22 protein-coding genes are annotated in these 21,043 nt (G+C 67.4%); 15 read left to right on the top strand and 7 right to left on the bottom strand.

Annotation, left to right across the window (positions count from 1 at the left end):
• Positions 1–9: 9 nt before the first annotated feature.
• Complete coding sequence (locus N5C88_RS21915; RefSeq protein ID WP_118932176.1) at positions 10–963, bottom strand: GlxA family transcriptional regulator; 954 nt, start codon at positions 961–963, stop codon at positions 10–12.
• A 135-nt stretch (positions 964–1,098) separates the two neighbouring features.
• Here N5C88_RS21915 and N5C88_RS21910 point away from each other — a divergent pair, with 135 nt between their 5' ends.
• The 5 genes from N5C88_RS21910 (at position 1,099) to N5C88_RS21890 (ending at position 4,743) form a co-directional block, all read left to right on the top strand.
• Positions 1,099–1,899 (top strand): SDR family oxidoreductase, encoded by an 801-nt coding sequence (locus N5C88_RS21910; RefSeq protein ID WP_280016225.1) that lies wholly within the window; start codon positions 1,099–1,101, stop codon positions 1,897–1,899.
• 24 nt (positions 1,900–1,923) lie between these two features.
• Positions 1,924–3,057 (top strand): thiolase family protein, encoded by a 1,134-nt coding sequence (locus N5C88_RS21905; RefSeq protein WP_280016224.1) that lies wholly within the window; start codon positions 1,924–1,926, stop codon positions 3,055–3,057.
• A 221-nt stretch (positions 3,058–3,278) separates the two neighbouring features.
• Entirely contained in the window at positions 3,279–3,692 is a 414-nt protein-coding gene (locus N5C88_RS21900) for a PaaI family thioesterase (RefSeq protein ID WP_059373177.1), read from the top strand.
• Positions 3,693–3,941: 249 nt separating this feature from the next.
• Positions 3,942–4,217 (top strand): hypothetical protein, encoded by a 276-nt coding sequence (locus tag N5C88_RS21895; protein WP_251879733.1) that lies wholly within the window; start codon positions 3,942–3,944, stop codon positions 4,215–4,217.
• A 4-nt stretch (positions 4,218–4,221) separates the two neighbouring features.
• Positions 4,222–4,743: a hypothetical protein gene (locus N5C88_RS21890; RefSeq protein ID WP_059373175.1), complete on the top strand. Its 522-nt coding sequence runs from the start codon at positions 4,222–4,224 to the stop codon at positions 4,741–4,743.
• Positions 4,744–4,755: 12 nt separating this feature from the next.
• Here the strand turns inward: N5C88_RS21890 and N5C88_RS21885 are convergent, their stop codons facing one another.
• Complete coding sequence (locus tag N5C88_RS21885) at positions 4,756–5,670, bottom strand: LysR family transcriptional regulator (protein WP_280016223.1); 915 nt, start codon at positions 5,668–5,670, stop codon at positions 4,756–4,758.
• 143 nt (positions 5,671–5,813) lie between these two features.
• Between N5C88_RS21885 and N5C88_RS21880 the strand changes: the two genes are divergently transcribed.
• From N5C88_RS21880 to N5C88_RS21870, 3 genes are all read left to right on the top strand, one after another.
• The gene (locus tag N5C88_RS21880) at positions 5,814–6,785 is read left to right on the top strand and encodes a tripartite tricarboxylate transporter substrate binding protein (RefSeq protein WP_118932178.1); all 972 of its coding nucleotides are present in this window, start codon (positions 5,814–5,816) and stop codon (positions 6,783–6,785) included.
• A gap of 7 nt (positions 6,786–6,792) precedes the next feature.
• Positions 6,793–7,920 carry an alpha-hydroxy acid oxidase gene (locus N5C88_RS21875; RefSeq protein ID WP_280016222.1) on the top strand — a complete coding sequence of 376 codons (1,128 nt, stop codon included), beginning with the start codon at positions 6,793–6,795 and terminating at the stop codon, positions 7,918–7,920.
• 162 nt (positions 7,921–8,082) lie between these two features.
• Positions 8,083–9,696 carry an ABC-F family ATP-binding cassette domain-containing protein gene (locus tag N5C88_RS21870; RefSeq protein WP_280016221.1) on the top strand — a complete coding sequence of 538 codons (1,614 nt, stop codon included), beginning with the start codon at positions 8,083–8,085 and terminating at the stop codon, positions 9,694–9,696.
• On the opposite strand, the gene N5C88_RS21865 is transcribed toward N5C88_RS21870, so the two are convergent.
• Positions 9,689–10,144 (bottom strand): GNAT family N-acetyltransferase, encoded by a 456-nt coding sequence (locus N5C88_RS21865; protein ID WP_280016220.1) that lies wholly within the window; start codon positions 10,142–10,144, stop codon positions 9,689–9,691. The genes N5C88_RS21870 and N5C88_RS21865 overlap by 8 nt on opposite strands.
• 107 nt (positions 10,145–10,251) lie before the next feature.
• Between N5C88_RS21865 and N5C88_RS21860 the strand changes: the two genes are divergently transcribed.
• Complete coding sequence (locus N5C88_RS21860) at positions 10,252–11,526, top strand: hypothetical protein (RefSeq protein ID WP_280016219.1); 1,275 nt, start codon at positions 10,252–10,254, stop codon at positions 11,524–11,526.
• Position 11,527: 1 nt separating this feature from the next.
• On the opposite strand, the gene N5C88_RS21855 is transcribed toward N5C88_RS21860, so the two are convergent.
• The 4 genes from N5C88_RS21855 to N5C88_RS21840 form a co-directional block, all read right to left on the bottom strand.
• Entirely contained in the window at positions 11,528–12,094 is a 567-nt protein-coding gene (locus N5C88_RS21855) for a hypothetical protein (protein WP_059373162.1), read from the bottom strand.
• Positions 12,091–12,672, bottom strand: coding sequence for a hypothetical protein (locus N5C88_RS21850; RefSeq protein WP_280016218.1), 582 nt, complete (start codon positions 12,670–12,672; stop codon positions 12,091–12,093). The genes N5C88_RS21855 and N5C88_RS21850 overlap by 4 nt, the downstream gene beginning before the upstream one ends.
• Entirely contained in the window at positions 12,669–13,265 is a 597-nt protein-coding gene (locus N5C88_RS21845) for a hypothetical protein (RefSeq protein ID WP_280016217.1), read from the bottom strand. The genes N5C88_RS21850 and N5C88_RS21845 overlap by 4 nt, the downstream gene beginning before the upstream one ends.
• A 154-nt stretch (positions 13,266–13,419) precedes the next feature.
• Positions 13,420–13,986 (bottom strand): hypothetical protein, encoded by a 567-nt coding sequence (locus N5C88_RS21840; protein WP_280016216.1) that lies wholly within the window; start codon positions 13,984–13,986, stop codon positions 13,420–13,422.
• A 177-nt stretch (positions 13,987–14,163) separates the two neighbouring features.
• On the opposite strand from N5C88_RS21840, the gene N5C88_RS21835 reads away from it, so the two are divergent.
• The 6 genes from N5C88_RS21835 (at position 14,164) to N5C88_RS21810 (ending at position 20,890) form a co-directional block, all read left to right on the top strand.
• Positions 14,164–14,940 carry a GntR family transcriptional regulator gene (locus N5C88_RS21835; RefSeq protein ID WP_118933295.1) on the top strand — a complete coding sequence of 259 codons (777 nt, stop codon included), beginning with the start codon at positions 14,164–14,166 and terminating at the stop codon, positions 14,938–14,940.
• Positions 14,941–15,033: 93 nt separating this feature from the next.
• Positions 15,034–15,993, top strand: a complete 960-nt coding sequence (locus tag N5C88_RS21830; protein ID WP_280016215.1) for a tripartite tricarboxylate transporter substrate binding protein — start codon at positions 15,034–15,036, stop codon at positions 15,991–15,993.
• 32 nt (positions 15,994–16,025) lie between these two features.
• A complete protein-coding gene (locus tag N5C88_RS21825) occupies positions 16,026–16,748 on the top strand; it encodes an aspartate/glutamate racemase family protein (protein WP_280016214.1) in 723 nt (240 codons plus the stop codon).
• A gap of 323 nt (positions 16,749–17,071) precedes the next feature.
• A complete protein-coding gene (locus tag N5C88_RS21820) occupies positions 17,072–17,785 on the top strand; it encodes a gluconate 2-dehydrogenase subunit 3 family protein (RefSeq protein ID WP_059373140.1) in 714 nt (237 codons plus the stop codon).
• A 3-nt stretch (positions 17,786–17,788) separates the two neighbouring features.
• The gene (locus N5C88_RS21815) at positions 17,789–19,564 is read left to right on the top strand and encodes a GMC family oxidoreductase (protein ID WP_059373138.1); all 1,776 of its coding nucleotides are present in this window, start codon (positions 17,789–17,791) and stop codon (positions 19,562–19,564) included.
• A gap of 12 nt (positions 19,565–19,576) precedes the next feature.
• Positions 19,577–20,890: a cytochrome c gene (locus N5C88_RS21810; RefSeq protein ID WP_251879745.1), complete on the top strand. Its 1,314-nt coding sequence runs from the start codon at positions 19,577–19,579 to the stop codon at positions 20,888–20,890.
• The last annotated feature ends 153 nt before the right edge of the window (positions 20,891–21,043 follow it).

Genomic DNA, 21,043 nt, shown 5'->3' with positions numbered 1-21,043 from the left:
CGGCGCCGCTCAGGGGCCGGGAGGGCTGGTGCGCGCATCGCGCCGCACCGCCTGCGGCGGCATGCCGAAGCCGCGCAGAAAAGCCTCGCGCAAGTGGCGGCGGTCGCGAAAACCGGTTTCCCTGGCCACCACTTCCAGCGGATGCCGGCTGCTTTCTATCATCAGCCGGGCGGCTTCCAGCCGCAGCCCCTCGATGGCCTTGGCGGGCGACTGGCCGGTCTCGGCCGTGAATACACGGCTGAACTGGCGCGGGCTCAGGCTGGCGGCCTGGGCCAGATCCTCCACGCTCAAGGGACGGGCGAGGTTGCGCCGGGCATGTTCCAGCGCCTGCTGGATGCGGTCGGACTTGGGCGCGAGCCTGAGCATTTCCGAGTGCTGTGATTGCCCGCCGGAACGGCGCTGATGCATGACCAGCCGGTGCGCCACCGCGCGCGCGAGTTCCGCGCCCAGGTCCTTCTCCACCAGCGCCAAGGCCAGGTCCATTTCCGCCGTCATGCCGGCGGAGGTCCAGACCGCCCCGTCGGCGATGTAGATGCGGTCGGCCTCGACCTGCGCGCGGGGGTGGCGCTGCTGCAAGGCGTCGGCCCAGTACCAGTGCGTGGTGGCGCGCCGCTCGTCCAGCAAGCCCGCTTCGGCCAGCAGGAATGCGCCGGTGCACAGGCCGGCGACGCGGCGCGAGCGTGGCGCGAGTTTCTCCAGCAGCCGGGGGAGTTCGGGCGAGACGCGCCTGGACAGGGGCGAAAGCACGCCGGCCACCAGCCAGGTGTCGGCCTGGCTGCGGGCGGTGAGCGGACGGGCCTGCACCGTCAGGCCCGCCGAGGCGCGCACCGCGCCGTCCAGGGCGTAGCTTTCCACGGCGTAGAAGGGCTCGCGCGCCACCGCGTTGGCGAGTTCGAATACGGCCTGCGTGCCCAGGCCGATGATTTGGAAGCCTTCGGGAAGTATGTAACCGATGCGGTGCATGGGGCGTCCTGGCGGGTTCTGGCCCCGCATATGTCCAGCGTTGATGTCCTTATTTACGACTGTATACGTCATTTACGCCATGCGCTGCAAGCCGCAACATGGCTCCCATCGCAACCCCTCTTTGTGAGTCCCAACATGGCACAAACCCAACTCGGCACCGCCCTCGTCACGGGCGCATCCAGCGGCATCGGCGCGCTGTACGCGGAAAAATTGGCGCAGCAGGGCTACGACCTGATCCTGGTCGCCCGCAACCGCGAGCGTCTGAACACGCTGGCCAGCGGCATCAGCACCCGCAGCGGCCGCGCGGTGGAGGTATTGGCGGCGGACCTGGGCGACCGCGCGTCGCTGGCCCGCGTCGAAGACCAGCTGCGCCAGGACGCCAGCATTGCCTTGCTGGTGAACAACGCCGGCATCGGCACGCATACGCCGCTGCTGCAAAGCGACGTGGAGCAGATGACGCGCATGGTCGATCTGAACGTCACCGCGCCGATGCGGCTGACCTATGCGGCGGTGCCGGGCTTCGTCGCGCGAGGCCGGGGCGCCATCATCAATATCGCTTCCATCGTGGCGCTTGCGCCCGAAGTCCTGAACGGCGTCTATGGCGGCAGCAAGGCGTTCGTGCTGGCGTTCAGCCAGTCGCTGCAACACGAGCTGGCCGGGACCGGCGTGCAGGTGCAGGCGGTGTTGCCCGGCGCCACGGCCACGGACTTCTGGGCCATCGGCGGGCGGCCGGTGGAAACATTGGACCAGCGCATCGTGATGCGCGCCGAAGACCTGGTCGATGCCGCCTTGCTGGGCTTCGCGCGCGGCGAGAAGGTCTCCATCCCCTCGCTGCACGCTGGCGAGGAATGGGACGCCTACGAAGCCGCGCGCCTGGCCATGGCGGGGCACCTGTCCAGCAGTACCGTTGCGCAGCGCTACGCGGCCGCGGTCTGAGCCTGCTCCTGGGAAGCTGAAACCATGAAAGCAGTCATAGCCGCTTATGCGCGCTCGCCTTTCCACTTTGCCCGCAAGGGCCGGTTGGCCGGCTTGCGGCCCGATACGTTGGCCGCGCAGGTGGTACAGGGCCTGCTGCGGCGCACGGACCTGGATCCGGCGTTGCTGGAGGACGTGATACTGGGCTGCGCCTATCCGGAAGCCGCGCAAGGCAACAATCTGGCGCGCATCGTCGGCCTGCTGGCCGGCCTGCCCCTGGAGGTGGGCGGCATGACCGTGAACCGCTTCTGCGGTTCGTCGATGCAGGCGGTGCACATCGCGGCGGCGCAGATCGAGGCCGGCATGGGCGAGGCCTTTCTTTGCGTGGGGGTGGAGTCGATGACGATGGTGCCGCAGGGCGGCTTCAACTTTTCGCCCAACCCCGAGCTGCAGGCGTCCAGCGACGCCTACCTCTCCATGGGCGAGACGGCGGAGAACGTGGCGCAGCGTTGGAACGTCAGCCGAGCCGACCAGGAACTGCTGGCGCTGCAATCCCACCGCAAGGCCGCCGCGGCGCGCGAGCAGGGCTTGCTGGCGGCCGAGATCGTGCCCATCCGCTTGCCGGACGGCGAGGTGGTCGATGCCGACGGCTGCATCCGTCCGGGTACCACGCTGGACGCATTGGCGGGACTCAAGCCCGCGTTCCGCGCCGATGGCGTGGTCACGGCGGGCACCTCGTCGCCGCTGACCGACGGCGCGGCGGCGGTGCTGGTTGCCAGCGACGGCTTCGCGGCGCGTCACGGCCTGGAGGCGCTGGCGCGCATCCGCAGTTTCGCGACCGTGGGCGTGGACCCGGCCGTCATGGGCATAGGTCCGATACCTGCCACGCGCAAGGCGCTGGCGCGCGCGGGGCTTGCGGCGGCCGACCTGGACGTGGTGGAGATAAATGAGGCGTTCTCGTCGCAGGCCCTGGCTTGCGTCCGTGAGCTGGGCCTGGACATGGCCCGGGTCAACATCGACGGAGGCGGCCTGGCCATCGGCCATCCTTTGGGCGCCACGGGCGCGCGCATCACCGGCAAGGCTGCGGCGTTGCTGGCGCGCAGCCAAGGGCGCTATGCGCTGGCCACGCAATGCATAGGCGGCGGCCAGGGCATCGCCACGGTGCTGGAACGGCCCTGAACCCGATCGACAGCCGGACCTCATCGAACCATGCGCACGCATGCCTCCATTTCCCTTGGCCGCGATGCGGCCTTTGCCTTAACGGGGGCCTTGGCCCGAGCGCGGGGCAGTTGGGCTTGTTCTTCGCGTGCATGGCGCTCGGATGCGCCGCGCTGATGGCGGGCAAGCGCCGGCGGTAGTACCTTCCTGATTCTCGACAACCTGTACAGAGGACACATTCAATGCTGCGCTCCCCCGAAACCATAGAAAGTCTCTTCGAACGCCAGCGCGGCACGCTGCCGGACACCTTCGGCGTGCGGCCGCTGTCCATCGAGGAAGGACGCATGTCCATGGAAATGACGGTGGCGCCGTGGATGATGGCGCCCAATGGTTATCTGCACGCAGCCTCGCAGGTGATGCTGGCCGATACCTGCGCCGGCTACGCCACCCTGGCGCATCTGCCCGCAGGGGCCAAGGGCTTCACCACGCTGGAGCTGAAATCGAACTTCCTGGGCACCGCGCGGGAAGGCGTGCTGACCGTCGAGGCGGTGGCGGAACACATGGGCCGCACCACCCAGATCTGGTCGGCGACCGTGGTCGACGCAAGCGGCCGCAAGCTGTCGCTGTTCCGTTGTTCGCAGATCATCCTCTGGTGAGCGCGCGGCCCGAAGATGGGCCGCAATGGTAGAACCCGCAAGCCATTCCAGTCCCTTCGTCCGTTTCTCAGACGGATTCAGCCTTGGTTCCCGCGAGTGCCCTCGATAAGCTGCAACGTCGGCTTTCAGGGCCGGCGGCCACGGAGGACGCTGTCCATCCACGACATCCGGCGCTGTTGGCATCCCTGAAGCTGTGGTCTGGTTGTCCATTGACAACCTGTTTGAATGTCTTCATACTGGATACCAATGATGGCTCGTCCGTCCCATCCCAAGAAAGAGGTAGAGGCAGCGCTGCGCCTTGCCGAAGAATGCGGCTGGCGCGTGGAAGTTGGCGGCAGCCATGCCTGGGGGCGGATCTATTGCCCCAGCAATCTGGCGGACTGCCGTTGTGGCGAATTCTGCATCACCAGCATCTGGAGCACCCCGAAGAACCCCGGCAATCATGCGCGCGCCTTGCGGCGCGTCGTAAACAATTGTAGTGCGCACCGCCGGTTGCCCGAAGCAGACGGCGGCGCATGGGAGTAGTGCGATGGAATACACCTTTACCTTGAAGTACCAGCTTGCGGACGTCGATCACGACATCGATGCGCTGGTCGAACGCCTGGGGGCGGCCGGTTGCGACGATGCCCTGGTTGGCACCGGGCTGCCGGGGCGCATTGCGCTGGCGTTCACCCGCGAATCTGAAAGCGCGGAAGCCGCGGTGCGCTCGGCCCTTGGAGACGTCAGGCGCGCGGTTCCAACCGCGAAGCTGATCGAGGCCGCGCCCGATCTGGTGGGCTTGACCGATGTGGCCGAGATCGTCGGGGTTTCCCGCCAGAACATGCGCAAGCTGATGCTGGCGTATCCGGACAGCTTTCCGCTGCCGGTCCACGAGGGCAGCACCTCGATCTGGCACCTGGCGGACGTGCTGGCGTGGTTGCAGGCCAAGGGCGGCTATCCGCAGGTCGAGCAGGTCATGGACGTGGCCCGCGTGGCCTTGCAGGTCAACGCCGCAAAGGAAGGGCAGCGCGTTTCGCGTGCTGCCTCCAAGGAACTGGAAACGCTGGTGTGATGAGCGTTGCGCCTACGTTGGCGCGCCTGCCCGCGCCAGCCTCCTGATTTCGTCCAGGAAGCGCATGGCCGGCCCCGGCAGTATGCCTACACGCCGATGGTAGGCTGAAAATCTGCGCTCATGGTCCAGTCCGTCCACCCGCAGTTCATGGATCAGGCCGGCCTTGAGTTCGGCGCCGTACATGGGTCGTGTCAGCCAACTCACGAAGCCGGAGTACGCGACCAGGCTCTTGATCAGCGGAATCGACGTGCTGGAAACCGCGATGGCCGGCGCGGGCAGGCCCCGGGCCTTGAACAGCGACATGAGCCGGTTGTGCGGCTCTGTGCGTTGCGGCACGAAGCACCAGCGCTCTTCCAGCAAGGCCTCCATGCTCACCGCCGCGTCGCCTTGTCGCGGGTGGCCGGCGCCGACGACGACGTTCATGCTTTCTTGCCATGCGCAGTTGCGCGCAGACACGATGCTGCTGGTCTCGGGCGCTTCCGGGGCGATTACCAGGTCGACCTGATAGCTGTCCAGCGCCGTAGCCAATTCGTCCCAGATCCCCTCGACCACATCGATGGCGATGCCAGGCCACTTAGCCAGGAACGCCTCCAGCGCCTTGGGGATGAAGAGGGCGGACGCGCCCGCGGTGACGCCCAGGCGCAGCGCGCCTGTCGCCAGGCCGCGCATGCGGTTCATTTCATCGCGAGCGATCTTTTCTTCGCGGCATAGCAGTTGCGCGTGCGGCGCCAGGGCCTTGCCGTATGCCGTCAGGCGCATGCCGCCGGAATGCCGCTCGAACAGCGGTTCGCCGACAGCCGCTTCAAGACGCTTGACGATGCGGCTGAGAGCGGGTTGCGTCAGGTTCATTTTGTCCGCTGCCTTGCCGAGTGAGCCTTCGTCCAGCACCGCAAGGAACGCGCGCAATTCATTGAGGTTGTATGCCATACCGAAATGTAATGACTTATGCGCTAAATAACAATTTTCAGGAATGAGGAGCGGCCTCACACTCTCTCCATCCAATACGGCCTGTCCCGCGGTCGGCAACTGAGCAGGGACATGCGCGGCATACACACATGGAGAGTAGCGGCATGCAGAAACGTTTGTTCCTGAAAGCGCTGTTTGTACTGGCGGCCGGCTCGGGCGCGGCGGCCTGTTGGGCCCAGGCCAGCGACAAGCCCATTGAATGGGTCCATCCCTATCCCGTGGGCGGGGGCTCCGACGCCATTGCGCGCAAGCTGGCCGAAAGCGTGGGCGCGCAGATGGGGCGCAGTTTCTTCGTCAGCAACAAGCCGGGCGGGGCCACCAACATCGCCGCGGCCTATGTGGCCAATACCCGCGCCAATGGCAACATCGTCTTCACGGGCGACTTCGCCACCCTGGCGGCCAATCCGCATCTGTTCGCCAGCCTGCCTTACGACAGCGCCCGGGACTTCGTCTCGGTCGGCCTGTATGCCCGCTATCCGATACTGCTGGTGGTCTCCAGCAAGGTGCCGGCCAGCAACCTGGACGAGTTCCTGCAATGGGCGCGCGCCAATCCGGACAGCGCCAATTTCGCCAGTTCCGGCGTGGGCTCTCCCCAGCACCTGGCCGCCGAACTGTTCCGCGAGCGCACCGGCTTGAAAATGACGCACGTCGCTTACCGCGGCGGCGCGCCGGCGGTAACGGACTTGATGGCAGGCGCGGTGTCCTTCGCCTTGATGGACGCTTCCACGGTGGTGCCTCAGATGAAGACGGGCAGGCTCAAGGTGCTGGGCGTGGCCAGCCCGCAGCGGATGAAGAATTTCCCGGACATCCCCACGCTGCATGAACAGGGCTTGAAGGATTTTGAGGCGTTCGCGTGGCAGGGCATGCTGGTTCCCGCCGGCACCCCCCGCGCCACCGTGGACGCGTTGAACCAGGGGCTGGCGGCGGCGCTGAAGACGCAGGCGGTCATCGATTTCTACGCCAACATCGCGGTCGAACCCTGGTTCAGTTCGCCGGACCAGATGGCAAGCTTCGTGGCGGGCGAGAACAGCCGCTGGGGCAAGATCATCCGCGAACGCGGCATCACCCTGCAGTAGGTGCGGCGTGCTGTTGACGATGGAGGATTACCGAAACCGGGCCAGCAAGGTGCTGCCCCGTTTCGTGTTCGAGTTCGTGGACGGGGGCGCGGAGCACGAAACCTGCCTGCGGGCCAACCGGGAAGACTTCGAGCGGATCCGGCTGACGCCGCGGGTGCTCAGGGATACCCGAGAAGTCGACGCTTCGGTTGAGGTGTACGGATCGGTCTGGCGGCAACCGTTTGCGCTGGCGCCCACCGGCCTGAATGGCGTGATCCGCCCCGGCGGCGACGGCATGCTGGCGCGGGCGGCGGCGGAAATGGGCGTGCCGTTTGTCCAGTCCACCGCCTCGAACCAGCGGGCCGAGGACGTGCGCGCCATCGCTGGCGGCGGCGAACAATGGCTGCAGCTATATGTAATGCAGGACCGCCGGCTGGCCGAACAGCTCGTGCGCCGGGCGCGCGCGGCGGACTACCGTGCGCTGGTCCTGACGGCTGACGTGCCGGTGGGCGGCAGGCGCTGGCGCGATGTGCGCAACGGCTTTTCCATGCCGTTCCGGATCACGCCTCGGATCGCCTGGGACGTGGCGCGGCGGCCCGGGTGGGCGCTGCGCATGCTGCGCGGTGGCCCGCCGCGCTTCGTGAACCTGGCTGCACACGCCGACGAATCCCTGTCCATGGAAGTGCAGGCATCCCTGCTTGCGCGCAGCATGGACCGTTCATTGACCTGGGACAGCCTGCGCTGGCTGCGCAGCCTGTGGGATGGCCCCTTGCTGTTGAAAGGCGTGCTGCATCGCGAGGATGCCGTCCTGGCGGCGCGGCATGGCGTGGACGGCCTCATCGTGTCCAACCACGGCGGCCGCCAACTGGATGCCGCGCCGTCGTCGATCAGCGTGCTGCCCGGGATCGTCGACGCGGTCGCCGACCGCATCCCGGTATTCCTGGACAGCGGCGTGCGCAGCGGCGCGGACATCGTGCGTGCCCAGTCTCTGGGGGCGCGCGCCGTATTCATCGGGCGGCCCGCGCTGTATGGCCTGGCTTGCGGCGGCGCGCAAGGTGTGGCCGATGTGATGCGTTTGCTGGCGGAAGACTACGAGCGCACCATGATCCTGTCGGGACGGACAGGCGCTTGTGACGCGCGGCGGGAGCAGGCATAGCCTTACCTTTGCGCCCGCGCCGCCGTCGCTCTTACAATGCCCCATTCATCACCTCACCAGGAGTCATTCGCCATGCGCCACTGATGCCGCCGTCTTCGCGACGGCCAGTCTCCACCCACCCCCAAAGAGCAGGGGGAGTTCTTGGCATCCTTGGAATTGCACATGACGAATCCCTATATCGCGCTGGAAGGCGTGTCTTATGTTCTGCCGGACGGCAGAACATTATTCTCCGGTCTCGACGAACAGTTCGACCTGCGGCCTGCCGGGCTGGTGGGCCGCAATGGCGTGGGCAAGAGCGTGCTGGCCCGCATTCTTGCCGGACAACTGCCGCCGGCCCACGGCCGCTGTCTGCGTTCGGGCAGCGTGCATTACCTGGCCCAGCAGGCGGCGCCTGGCGCGGCGGAAACCGTGGCCGGCCTGGCGGGCATGCAGGCCACGCTGGCTGCGCTGGGACGCATCGAAGCGGGTAGCGCCGCCGCCGAGGACTTCGACATCGTGGGCGAGCGCTGGGATGCGCGCCTTGCGTTGCAGCAGGAACTGGAGCGCTGCGGCCTGGGCCACCTGGATGCCGCGACGCCGGCCGCCGCGCTCAGCGGCGGCGAGGCCATGCGTGTCGCCCTGATCGGCGCCTTGCTGTCGGACGCCGACTTCCTGATCCTGGACGAACCCACCAACCACCTGGACAGGCCGAACCGGCTGGCCCTGGCCGAACAGCTGCGACGCTGGCCGCGCGGTTTGCTGGTGATCAGCCACGACCGGCAATTGCTGGAGGCGATGCAACGCATCGTGGAATTGTCGCCGCTTGGGATGCGCGGGTATGGCGGCGGCTACAGCTTTTATGCGCAGCGCAAGGAAGAGGAACGGGGCCGCGCGCTGTCGCTGCTGGAGCAGCGCAAGCATGAGCGCCAACGCGAAGAACAGGCCCTGCGCGAACAGCGCGAACGCCAGGAGCGCCGCCAGGCGCGCGGCAACCGGCAGGCGCGCGACGCCAATCAGGCCAAGATCCTGCTGGGCCGGCAGAAGGCGCGCAGCGAAACCTCCGCCGGCAAGCTGCGTCGCCAGCATGAGGCCGCCAGCGAGCAGCTTGTCTTGCGCGTGCGCGAGGCGGCTGGGCAGATCGACGAGCAGGACGCCATCGTGTTGCATGCGCCGCCAGCCGCAATGCCAGCGCAGCGGCGCGTCGCCGAGCTGGACGCGGTGGAGCTGCCGTTCGTCCCGGCCGCCACGCGCCGCATCGATCTTGCGCTGGGCGGGCGGCAGCGCGTGGGCGTGGTCGGTCCGAACGGTTGCGGCAAGTCGACCTTGCTCAAGGTGCTGGCGGGACAGCTGCAGGCATCGGGCGGAACCTGCCGAGTCGCGGCAAAGGCCGTGTATCTGGATCAACGATTAGCCATGCTGGCGCCGCAGCAGTCCGTGCTGGCGCAGCTGCAAGCGGCCAATCGCGGCGCGACGCAAGCCGACTTGCGCACGCGCCTGGCCCAGCTGGGGCTGGACGCGCGCAAGATCGCGGCGCCCAGCGGTGAACTCAGCGGAGGAGAGCGCCTGAAGGCCGCGCTGGCCTGCGCGCTGTACGCGGACCCGCCCGCGCAGCTGCTGTTGCTGGATGAACCCAGCAATCACCTGGATCTGCCGTCGATGCAGGCATTGGAGGCGATGCTGCGCGCCTACCGGGGCGCCCTGGTCGTGGTGTCCCATGACGACGCGTTCATGGACAGCCTGGACCTGACGCACCGGCTGGCCGCGGGCAGCGGCGGCTGGCGCATGGAAACTATCTGATCGACAGTTCCAGGATGTCGTCGCCGGCGTCATCGCGTTCTCCGGTGGGCGTCCAACCCAGGTGGCGGTAGAAGCCATGGGAGCGCACGGCGGGATCGCTGGCGCAGGCGAGGAACAGGCGTTCGTGTCCCAGGCTTGCCAGATGCTGGACCATCAACCGCAGCAGCGCCTTGCCTGCGCCCTGGTTTTCGCTTTCGGGCAGCAGGGCCAGCACCACGATTTCACCGGTCTCGCGGTCGCCGAAGCAGTAGCCCGTCACACGGCCGTCCGCACAGGCGACGAAGCCACGCAAATCGCCCGCGCGTACGCCGGCGGCCCAGTTGTCCTCGGTGATGCCCAATGTGCGCAGTTCCTCCACGGAAAATGCGTTCTCTCTGGTCTGGCCTCGGATCGTCACGCAGGCAGGGACGTCGTCGGCGGTGGCGGGGCGGAATGTCAATGTGCTCATGTCCGCATATTGACACCCTGTGCGCAATCGTGGCGAGCGGTAACACTCCGCGCGTCCCGGCGGCATTAACATCGTCCGCTTCAATCCGCGCACTGCAGGGTGTAGGCATGCTCGAGTCCGTACTCGCGCCATGGGCACTCACCGGCCGGCTGTGGCTGCGGTTCTGGCCGCAATTGATGGCGCTGGTGCTGGCAGGCACGCTGGCCCGCGATGTGCTGCTGTGGGTGGCGGCGCAGACCGGCTTCGCCAACCATCTCGCCGGCCTGGCCGTGCTTACGCTGGTGGCGCTGGCTCAGTTGGTGACCACCGTCGCGATGTTTCTCGTGCTGCTGCCGGGGCTGCCGGCCTTGCGCGGCGCGCAGGAAGCGGCGCGCGCCGGGCAGGCGGAGACGGGCGGGAGCAGAGGGCGGCTGGGGCAGGCGTTGACGGTGGCCTTGCTGCCGTTCTTCGCCTACTACGCGGCCTGGGGCTTTCTGGGCGACATCGTGCGGCAATACTCGCGCCTGGCCTACGGGCTGGATCCGCTGGGCGAGCACGGCAATGTGCTGGACGCGCTGGATTCCCGCTGGCTGCTGGTCTCGGTGGCGATTTCGTGGCTGGTGCGCAAGGCGGCGGTGACGGCGCGCGACCGCACGGGCAAGGGCCGCTGGCAATGGCTGGTGGTGCTGTGCGAAACCAACTGGGTGCTGATCGGCTTGTACGTCATCAGCCGCTGGAAGGACCAGGCGTGGCAGTGGCTGGCCGACCGGCGCGGCCTGGAGGCGTTGCTGCAGTCCCTGATGAACATGCTGACGCCCGTCACGAATGCCTGGGCGGCGGGCATGACGCCCGTGGAGGCGCAAGGGCCCGGCCTGGGCACGACGCTGATCAGCCTGTTCTTCTATGCCTTGTTGCCGGTGATATGGCTGGTGATGGCCGCGTTGGTCTATGGCTATGACGTGCGCGACGATGCCGATCTCAGGCGCTATGAACGGCTGCAACGGCTGGGCGACCGCTACCGCGCCGTGCCGCGTTTTCTGCGCGATTTCATCGAGCATTTCGTGGCCGGCTACCGCAAGCGTTATCTGCCGCTGGCCAGCGGCGTGCGGTTGGCCTTTCACAGCAGCGCGCTGCTGCTGGTCACGCTCATCGTGGGCTACCGCCTGATCGACTGGGGCGCCGCGTGGCTGTGGTACGGCGCGGCGCGCCTGATCGGTCCGAACGACCTGGATACCTGGCAGGTGCTGGCGCATGGCGTTTCGCTGCTGTTCGGCAGTCCGTTCCGCGATTCTTCCACGGGCCTGCTGATCGAGCCCCTGCGCATCTGCTTTCTTGCCGCCGTGCTGGAATGCGCTTACGCACCCTGGAAGATGCGCAGCGCGGCGCCCGCGCCCGCGGCATGAGTCAGCCGGCAGGATCCGGCGGCGCGAAGCGCAGGTAGGCGGGCCGCTCGGCATCGATGGACACGGTGATCGACCAGGGCGCGGCTGCGTCGGCAGGCACCATGAAGGCTTCCATGATTTCGACGCTGGCGCCGGGGGCGGCGCCGCTGTGGGCCGCAGCCACGCAGCCGCGCGCGGTGCCGCGCGGCAGGCGCAAGGCCGGGGCGATGGCGGGCAGCCAGGTGCGCCCCTGCGCATCATGCAGCGCAATGCGGCAGCCGCGCCAGCGCGTGGGCAGATCGGCAGATTGCACCTGCACGGAGAAGGCGGCCAGCGCGGCGCGCGAACCGGGCTGCCAGCCCCTGCCGGCCGGCGGCTCCAGCACCGCGAATTGCCGCAGCTGCCATTGCGCGCCGCCTAGCGGCGCCTGCGCGCCAGCCGCTATCTCGCGCGGCCGCAGTTCGCGGCCCTCGAGCCAGCGTGCCACGCTGTCGCGGGCGCTCCAGTACAGCGTCAGGGCCAGCAAGATGGGCAGCAACCAGAGGCTGCGGCGGCGCCAGCGGCGTTCGCTCGCGGCCGCATCATTCATGGGGCGGCCTCCTGTTCGAGATCGTAGCTGGTGGCGCTGACGGGCCGGCCGGAGGCGTCCAGCGGGATGTCGTCCAGCGCAATGCGCACCTGCGAATCCAGGCGCGGGTCATAGCGCGCGGACAGCAGCAGCGTGGCGTTGCGCGCCTGATCGGGCCGGATCTCGAACACCAGCCGCACGGTGCGCGGCAGGCCCGGTTCCACTGCGTGGGGCGGCTGGTTGCGCGCGAGCACGAGACGGTCCGTGTGGCGGTAGGCCAGGCCGTCGGGTCCGAGCCAGGCGGCTTCGCCGACAGTGGCCGACGTGTCCCGGGCCGCCAGGCGCAGCCAGACGATGGCCCATACGCCGCCCGTCGTGCGCGTCTGCGTAGCGCTCAGGCTGCGGTAGTGCAATTGCTGCGCGAACTGCACGCGCTCCACGGTGACGTCGAACTGCCTGGCGCTCACCGTCTGTCCCATTGCGCCGCTTGCCGTGATGGGTCCGGTCAGCGCCATGTAGCGGGGCGTGCTGCGCTGCATGGCGTACAGGGCCAGCGCGGCGGCCAGCACCAGCAGCAGCGTGCCCAGCCGCGCGCTCATGGCGCTGACTCCGGTGCGCCGTCCGGGGCTATCGGCAACTCGATCCGGCCCACGTTCGCGGGATTGAACCAGCCCGGCGCGCCATACAGATTGTCGACGGGCTTGTAGATCTTGCTCTGCAGGGCAAGCGCGGTGCGCACGGGCGCCGCGGCCGCGGGCGGCAGCATCCAGACGAAGGCCATGCGCTCGGGCAGGCCGGGCTGCAGATAAGGCATTTGCTGCGAGTCGCGCAGGCCGACCACCATGGGCTTGCCGGCAGCCGCTCCCAGCGGCGCATTCCAGCGCAGCAGTCCGAGATAGTCGGCGCTCGATTCGGCCGTGCGGTTGGTGAGGTCGGCCTCGACCACCAGCGCGGTGGCACCTGGCTTGATCGGCACGCCGTAGACCTTGGGGGTGGACGCGGTCCAGGCGCGGCGCGGCACCACCTGCCACTGGCCGGTCTGGATCGAGACATCTGGGCCATATACCGGTTCGGACGCGCGGTTGAGCTTGCCGTAGGCGCCGTAAATCGCGACGCTGGCCGCGGCGAGCAGAGAGCCTATGCCTGCCAGGCTGGCGGCGATACGGGCTCTGAGCGAGTGCAGTACGCGCATCCGAACTCCAGGCGCGCAGATGGCGCGCATCGGGAATCCCAGATCGTAGGCGCGCTGCTCCTGGCGGGTTCTGTCCTTATGTTTCCATGCATGTCGCGCATGGCGTTGCCGCGTGCGGCGGCCAATTTTTGAAACAATTCGCCGGGAGCATGCCTCAGAACAGGTTCAGCGCCCGCGCCACCCACCAGCCCAGGGCGATCGCGACGCCGATCAGCAGCGTCCTGCGCAGGCCGCCGCCCTTGGGCGGCACGGCGCCCGGCGGCAGGCCCGTGTTCGGGGCGGACTGAACGGATGCCGCCGGGGCGCGGGTCGGCGCCGGGTCATCGGTCTCGATCACGAATTCAGGCTTGGCGTCCTGCGGCTTCAATCCCGGCGCCAGGTTTTCCACGTCCACGCCGGCATTGCGCAGCATGTCCCACAGGCCGCCGTCGCCCTGGCCGGCGCGCAATGCCTCGATGCGTTCGCGTTCGGCGCGCGGCACGTCGTCCAGGCTGTCGTACTTGCGGCCATTGACCGTGACCGCGCCGTTCTTGATCTCGACCTTGAAGGACTCGCCGTTTTCGGTGCCGGCATAGCTCCAGGTCTCGTTGACCGTGGCGCCGTCCATCCCGCCGTCCAGCAGTGCTTCGATGTTGGCGCGCTGTTCGGGCGTCAGGTCCTGCGCGGCGCTCCAGCTGCGCGTCGTCGTGGTGCTGCGCCAAGTCTTGGTCTTGTCGTTCATTGGATATCCATAGGTGTGCGGATCGCGTCCAGCGCGGCATGCCTTGTCATTAATGCAGAAGGCGTTTTCCTGTCAAGAAAATCAGAACGGCGCGCGGCTTGCCGGAGCGCGGGCGTGCGTTGATATATCAGATCTCCCTGACGATAATTCTTCCACTGTTGCCCGCTAGGAATCGTGATGCAGAAGCCTTACCCCGCCACGGCGGCTGATCGGATACGGCAGACGCTGGAGGATCAGATCGTCAATGCCGAGTTGCCTCCGGGCCTGGCGCTGGACGAGGCGTTGCTGGCGCAACGTTGCGGCGTTTCGCGCACGCCCGTGCGGGACGCCTTGCTGCAGCTTTCGGCCCAGGGCTTCGTGCACATCAAGCCGCGTGTCGGCATCTTCGTGGCGGCGCTGGAACCCGGCGAACTGGCCAATATGTTCGAAACCCTGGCCTATCTGGAAGGGCTGTGCGCGGGGCTGGCCAGCCAGCGCATCACCCAGGCCGGGCGCGCCGAACTGCTGGCTGCGCACCGCGACGCCGAGCCGGCCCGGGCCGCAAGCCGTCCCGGGGGCTACGCCGCGGCGAATCTCGCGTTCCACGACATCCTCTATCGCGCCAGCGGCAACAGCTACCTGATCCAGCAGATCATGGCGATACGCAAGCGCACCCATCCTTACCGGCTGCGGCATTTCGACCAGCCGGGCCGCCTTGCCTGTTCCTGGCGGGAGCACGCCGGCGTGCTGGAGGCGGTGCTGGACGGCGACGAGCGTGCAGCCTCGCAGGCCGCCACCCGCCACATCGTCGAGGGCGGGCAGCAGTTCCGCGAGTTCGCCGAGCGCTTTCCGCAGGGGCTGTACGCCGCGGTAGGCAGCATGCGCGCCGCGGAGCAGGCCGCGCCGGCCGCGGCCACGCTTGCCTGGCTGTATGGCCCGCGCACCGCGGGCAGGCATACCAAGCCGGTCAATTGAACCTTGTCCACCGCGTTTACCGGCGCCGGCCGGGGCGCGATGCTGTCCGGCGTTTTTGCGCCATCGATCAAAAACAGAAGCAGGAGACTAGCCGTGTTCCATCGAGTTGCAGGCCTTGCGGCCGCCTTGTTCATCGCCGCCGCCAGTCCGGCCGCGCAGGCGCAGACCACGCCGGTCAAGATCGTGGTCGGGTTCTCGCCGGGCGGCGGCGTCGATACCTTGGCGCGCCTGTTGGCCCAGGGGCTGGCGCAGGCGATCGACCGGCCGGTGGTGGTGGAAAATCGCGCGGGGGCTGGAGGCACCATCGCCGCCGACGTGGTGGCGCGCGCCGAGCCCGACGGCGCGACCTTGCTGTTGGCGGATACCTCGCTGCTGCTTGCGCCGCACATCTATCCGAAAGTCAATTACCGGATGAACACGAGCTTCACGCCGGTCGCCATGGTGGGCGACGCCGGGCTGGCCTTGGCGGTGCCCGCAGCCAGCCCGGCGCGCACGCTGCCGGACCTGCTGGCCATGGCGCGCAAGGAGCCGGGGCGCTACACCTACGCCTCGGTGGGTGTGGGCTCCATGCATCATCTGGGTGGCGAACTGATCAAGTCCATGGCCGACGTGGATCTGGTGCATGTGCCGTACAAAGGCGGCAGCCCGGCCACCCAGGCGGTCGCATCGGATCAGGTGTCGTCCGCCATTTCCAGCCTGCCGGCGGTGATTCCGCAGGCAAGCGCGGGGCGCATACGCATTCTGGCGGTGCTGGGCGCAGAGCGGTTCCCGGGCTTGCCAGATGTGCCGACCGTGGCAGAGACGCTGCCGGGCTTTGACGCGACCCCGGCGATCTTCCTGCTGGCGCCAGCCAAGACGCCGCCTGCCGCGCTGGCAAGGATCACGCAGGCGCTGCCGCAGGTATTGGCCGACGCCAAGCTGCGGGAAGCTTTCATTGCGCAGGGTTCGCTGGTGCGCTACCAGCCCGCCGACGCGCTCGCCGCGTGGCTGCCCGCGCAGGAGCAGCGCTGGGTCGACCTGATCTCGCGCGCCAAGCTGACCTTCGCCCCTTGAGATTTTCGGTATCCACAGTAGGAGAACCTTTCATGCAGCAAGCAAGCACTCCCACCATCGGCATGATCGTGCCGCCCGCCGCGGGTCTGGTGCCGGCGGATGGGGCGCGGCTCTATCCCGATCTGCCCTTCATTGCCAGCGGGCTGGGGCTGGGCTCGGTCACGCCGGAAGGCTATGACGCCGTGATCGAATCGGTGGTGGACCATGCGCGCCGCCTGCAAGAGCAGGGCGCGGCGGTGGTTTCGCTGATGGGCACCTCGCTCAGCTTCTACCGGGGCGCGGCCTTCAATGCCGCGTTGACCGTAGCGATGCGCGAAGCCACGGGACTGCCATGCACGACCATGAGCACGGCGGTCCTGAACGGATTGCGCGCCCTGGGCGTGCGCCGCGTCGCGTTGGCGACGGCCTATATCGACGATGTGAACGAGCGCCTGGCGGCATTCCTGGCCGAAGAGAGCCTGGTTCCCACCGGCTGCCGCAGCCTTGGCATCACGGGCGTGGAGGCCATGGCGCGCGTGGATACGGCCACGCTGGTCGACCTGTGCGTGCGTGCCTTCGAAGCGGCGCCCGATAGCGACGGCATCCTGCTGTCTTGTGGCGGCTTGCTGACGCTGGACGCCATACCCGAAGTCGAGCGCCGCCTGGGCGTGCCGGTGGTGTCTAGTTCGCCGGCGGGGTTCTGGGACGCCGTGCGGCTTGCGGGGGGAGGGGCCAAGGCAAGGCCCGGATACGGCCGGCTGTTCGACGAGTCCTGACGATAGCGGCTCGCCGGCGGCAAGGCCGCAATCGCGCGCTAGCCGCGCACCGCAGTGACATGAAACCCGCGCAAGCGGGTTTCTTACTTTGTCCTTAATGCAAAACTTATTTTCATGTCAAGAAAATCGATCTGATATGGTCTGTTGAGCGTATCAGATGGCTTAAAAAGCGCATAATGTGCGCACCCTTTCCCAAGCTGCATGTCATGGGGATCGGGTCGATTTTCTGTAAGCGAAGAGCGTGTTGTCACTAGCTCGGCGGTTCGTGTTCCCAGGTTCATGTTCGGTAGCTAGGACAACTTGGAGTATTCACGGAGATGTCTATGACAGAAGACGCAAAGCCGCGCAGGCGGTTCCTGCAGGCGTTGGCCATCGTGCCGGCGTCGACGCTGGCGGTGGGCGCAATGACCACCGGCTGTACCAACGAGCCGGATAGCGCCGCTGCGCGCGCGGCCAAGCCCTACGAACCCACCTACTTCACCAAGGCCGAATGGGCCTTCATCGTGGCCGCGGTGGATCATCTGATTCCCGCCGACCAGTACGGTCCCGGCGCCATCGAGGCCGGCGTGCCGGAGTTCATCGACCGCCAGATGGAAACCCCGTTCGGCCACGGCAAGCTGTGGTACATGCAAGGTCCGTTCCACACCGACCAGGTGCCGGAACTGGGCTACCAGCTGAACCAGAATCCCCGCGAGGTCTACCGCCACGGCATCGAGGCCTGTGACGCCTGGTGCGTGAAGACGCACGGCAAGGTCTATGCCGAACTGGACAAGGCGCTGCAAGAGCAGATCCTCAAGGACCTGCAAGGCGGCAAGATCGAATTCGAGAGCGTGCCCGCCAGGACGTTCTTCAGTTTCCTGCTCTCCAACACGAAGGAAGGTTTCTTCGCCGATCCGATGTACGGCGGCAACAAGAACATGGTGGGCTGGAAGATGGTGGGTTTCCCGGGCGCGCGCGCGGACTTCATGGACTGGGCCGACCAGCCCAACGCGAAGTATCCCTACGGCCCCGTGTCGATCTCTGGGGAGAAGGGTTAAGCCATGGCGATCAAAAAAGACAAAGTCGATGCGGTGCTGGTCGGGTTCGGCTGGACCGGCGCGATCCTCGGCCAGGAGCTGACCGAGGCCGGGTTGCACGTGCTGGCGCTGGAGCGCGGCGCGATGCAGGACACGCCCAAGGACGCCGAGTACCCCAAGGTTGCGGACGAGCTGGCGTATTCCGTGCGCGGCAAGCTGTTCCAGGACCTGTCCAAGGAAACCGTGACCATCCGCCATGGCGTGGACGATGTGGCCGTGCCGTACCGGCAGAACGGTTCGTTCCTGCTGGGCACGGGCGTGGGCGGGGCGGGCTTCCACTGGAACGGCATGCACTATCGCGTGTTGCCCGAAGAGCTGGAGCTGCGCACCCGCTACGAAACGCGCTACGGCAAGAGCTTCATTCCTGAAGGCATGACCATCCAGGATTTCGGCGTGACCTATGACGAGCTGGAGCCGTACTTCAGCAAGTTCGAATACGTCTGCGGCACCTCCGGCAAGGCCGGCAACCTGAACGGCCAGATCGTCGAAGGCGGCAACCCGCTGGAAGGCAAGCGCAGCAAGGAATTCCCGCTGCCGCCCCTGACCACCACCTACGGCGCCCAGCTGTTCGACAAGGCGGCGCGCGAAGTCGGCTTCCATCCGTATCCGGCGCCCGCGGCCAATGCCTCGGGTCCGTACACCAACCCATATGGCGTGCGCCTGGGGCCCTGTAATTTCTGCGGTTTCTGCGAGAACTACGGCTGCTACATGTATTCGAAGGCCTCGCCGCAGACCACCATTCTGCCGGTGCTGCTGAAGAAGCCCAACTTCGAACTGCGCACGCATTCGCACGTGATCAAGGTCAATCTGGATTCCAGCGGCAAGAAGGCCGTGGGCGTGACCTACATCGACGCGCAAGGCCGCGAAGTGGAGCAGCCGGCGGACCTGGTGATCCTGTCGGCCTACCAGATGCACAACGTGCGCCTGCTGCTGCTGTCCGGCATCGGCAAGCCCTACGATCCCAAGACCAATGAAGGCGTGGTGGGCAAGAACTACGCCTACCAGATGAACGGCGGCGTCAGCGTGCTGCTGCCCAAGGGCACCCAGCTCAACCCCTTCGTGGGCACGGGCGCGGGCGGCGTGGGCATGGACGACCTGAACGGCGACCAGTTCGACCACGGTCCGCTGGGTTTCCTGGGCGGCGCCAGCATCCGCCACGTGCGCTACGGCGGCCGTCCGATCAAGCAGACGCCCACCATGCCGGGTACGCCCACTTGGGGCACGGGCTGGAAGGCCGGGGTGCAGGACGCCTACCAGCGCCACATGACCATAGGCATTTCCGGTTCGGTGATGTCGTACCGCGACGCCTACCTGTCGCTGGACCCCACCTACAAGGACAGCTTCGGCCAGCCTCTGCTGCGCATGACCTTCGACTGGCATGACAACGAATTCGACATGCTGGGCTACATGGGCAAGCGCATGGAAGAAGTGGCCAAGGCCATGAAGCCCGAAAAGTATGCCGTGGGGGTGCGCAAGAAGGGCGCGCGCTACGACACACGGGTCTACCAGAGCACGCACAACACGGGCGGCGCCATCATGGGCTCCAATCCCAAGGAAAGCGTGGTCAACAAGTACCTGCAGAGCTGGGACGTGCCCAACCTGTTCGTGATGGGCGCCTGCGTGTTCCCGCAGAACATGGGCTACAACCCCACCGGCCTGGTCGGGGCGCTGGCCTATTGGTCGGCGCAGGCGATCCGCGACCTGTACCTGAAGAATCCCGGCCCGCTGGTCCAGGCTTAAGGAGACGGCACAATGATTAAGCAGACCATTGTTGCGGCCATCTCCGCCCTGGCGGCCAGCGCCGCGTTCGCCGCGGACGGCACGCCGGCCGCCGCCGACGCCCAGATGATCAAGCAGGGCGAGTACCTGTCGCGCGCCGGCGACTGCATCGCCTGCCACACGGCCAAGGACGGCAAGCCGTTCGCGGGCGGCCTGGGCATCGATTCGCCGCTGGGCATGATCTATTCCACCAACATCACGCCCGACAAGAACACCGGCATCGGCGGCTACTCCTACGAGGACTTCGACCGTGCCGTGCGCCACGGCGTGGCCAAGGACGGACACTCGCTGTATCCGGCGATGCCGTACACCGCCTACGCCAAGGTCACGCCCGAGGATGTGAAGGCCCTGTACGCCTATTTCATGCACGGCGTCGAGCCGGTGAAGCAGGAGAACAAGGACACGGACATCATCTGGCCTTTGTCGATGCGCTGGCCGCTAGGCGTGTGGCGCTGGATGTTTGCGCCTGACGTGGCCACGGCGCCGGTGACGGCTGACACCCAGGGCGCCGACCGCGCCGCGCTCTTGCGCGGCCAGTACCTGGTCGAAGGCCTGGGCCATTGCAGCACCTGCCACACGCCGCGCGGCGTCGCCTTGCAGGAAAAGGCGTTGACCGAGGCGGACGGCTCGGCCTTCCTGTCCGGCGGCGTGGTCGAAGGCTGGCTGGCCAAGAACCTGCGCGGCGACACCACCGACGGCCTGGGCAGCTGGAGCCAGGCGGACATCGTGGCCTTCCTGAAGTCCGGCCGCAACGGCCATTCCGCGGCTTTCGGCGGCATGGCTCAGGTGGTGGGCGACAGCACGCAGCATCTGTCCGATGCCGACCTGAACGCCATCGCGGCCTATCTGAAGAGCCTGCCGCCGGTGAACAAGGACGCCACCAAGCCGCTGGCCTACAACGAGTCCGTGGCGCAGGCGCTGCGCACAGGGCACGACAAGGGCGACGGCGCCATGGCGTTCCTCAACAACTGCGCGGCCTGCCACCGCAGCACGGGCAAGGGCTATGCGGAAACCTTCCCGCAGCTGGCGCTCAGCTCCACGGTGAACTCGGCGGACCCCGCGTCCCTGATCCACATCGTGCTCAAGGGCGCGCAGATGCCGGCCACCGCCGCCGCGCCGACTGCTTACGCGATGCCGGGCTTTGACTGGCGCATGACCGACAAGGAGGTCGCCGACGTGGTGACGTTCGTGCGGTCCAGCTGGGGCAACCAGGGGGCGGCCGTCACCGCCGCCGACGTGGCCAAGGTGCGCAAGGATGTGGGGGCGGCGCCGCAGCCGGCGCGTTGACGCCTGACCGCGCGCGCGGCGCCGGCAAGCCCTTGCGGCTGCCGGCGCCGCGTTTTTCATGGGCGATTTGACAAGCCCCGATGCCGGGCGCAAGCTACGCCACATGCATAGCCCCGCAACCGCCTTCGCGCTGATTATTACCACCATCAGGTC

This window comes from Achromobacter sp. GD03932, from assembly GCF_029839485.1.
In the GTDB taxonomy this organism is placed as follows: domain Bacteria; phylum Pseudomonadota; class Gammaproteobacteria; order Burkholderiales; family Burkholderiaceae_B; genus Achromobacter; species Achromobacter bronchisepticus_A.
Note: the sequence above shows the minus strand (reverse complement) of the source record. Positions and strands in the feature narration are given on the sequence as shown.

Coding starts and splice junctions, on each gene's coding strand:
- N5C88_RS21915 (WP_118932176.1), bottom strand. CDS start 963: ATGCACCGCATCGGTTACATACTTCCCGAAGGCTTCCAAATCATCGGC.
- N5C88_RS21910 (WP_280016225.1), top strand. CDS start 1,099: ATGGCACAAACCCAACTCGGCACCGCCCTCGTCACGGGCGCATCCAGC.
- N5C88_RS21905 (WP_280016224.1), top strand. CDS start 1,924: ATGAAAGCAGTCATAGCCGCTTATGCGCGCTCGCCTTTCCACTTTGCC.
- N5C88_RS21900 (WP_059373177.1), top strand. CDS start 3,279: ATGCTGCGCTCCCCCGAAACCATAGAAAGTCTCTTCGAACGCCAGCGC.
- N5C88_RS21895 (WP_251879733.1), top strand. CDS start 3,942: ATGGCTCGTCCGTCCCATCCCAAGAAAGAGGTAGAGGCAGCGCTGCGC.
- N5C88_RS21890 (WP_059373175.1), top strand. CDS start 4,222: ATGGAATACACCTTTACCTTGAAGTACCAGCTTGCGGACGTCGATCAC.
- N5C88_RS21885 (WP_280016223.1), bottom strand. CDS start 5,670: ATGGCATACAACCTCAATGAATTGCGCGCGTTCCTTGCGGTGCTGGAC.
- N5C88_RS21880 (WP_118932178.1), top strand. CDS start 5,814: ATGCAGAAACGTTTGTTCCTGAAAGCGCTGTTTGTACTGGCGGCCGGC.
- N5C88_RS21870 (WP_280016221.1), top strand. CDS start 8,083: ATGACGAATCCCTATATCGCGCTGGAAGGCGTGTCTTATGTTCTGCCG.
- N5C88_RS21865 (WP_280016220.1), bottom strand. CDS start 10,144: ATGAGCACATTGACATTCCGCCCCGCCACCGCCGACGACGTCCCTGCC.
- N5C88_RS21860 (WP_280016219.1), top strand. CDS start 10,252: ATGCTCGAGTCCGTACTCGCGCCATGGGCACTCACCGGCCGGCTGTGG.
- N5C88_RS21855 (WP_059373162.1), bottom strand. CDS start 12,094: ATGAATGATGCGGCCGCGAGCGAACGCCGCTGGCGCCGCCGCAGCCTC.
- N5C88_RS21850 (WP_280016218.1), bottom strand. CDS start 12,672: ATGAGCGCGCGGCTGGGCACGCTGCTGCTGGTGCTGGCCGCCGCGCTG.
- N5C88_RS21845 (WP_280016217.1), bottom strand. CDS start 13,265: ATGCGCGTACTGCACTCGCTCAGAGCCCGTATCGCCGCCAGCCTGGCA.
- N5C88_RS21840 (WP_280016216.1), bottom strand. CDS start 13,986: ATGAACGACAAGACCAAGACTTGGCGCAGCACCACGACGACGCGCAGC.
- N5C88_RS21835 (WP_118933295.1), top strand. CDS start 14,164: ATGCAGAAGCCTTACCCCGCCACGGCGGCTGATCGGATACGGCAGACG.
- N5C88_RS21825 (WP_280016214.1), top strand. CDS start 16,026: ATGCAGCAAGCAAGCACTCCCACCATCGGCATGATCGTGCCGCCCGCC.
- N5C88_RS21820 (WP_059373140.1), top strand. CDS start 17,072: ATGACAGAAGACGCAAAGCCGCGCAGGCGGTTCCTGCAGGCGTTGGCC.
- N5C88_RS21815 (WP_059373138.1), top strand. CDS start 17,789: ATGGCGATCAAAAAAGACAAAGTCGATGCGGTGCTGGTCGGGTTCGGC.
- N5C88_RS21810 (WP_251879745.1), top strand. CDS start 19,577: ATGATTAAGCAGACCATTGTTGCGGCCATCTCCGCCCTGGCGGCCAGC.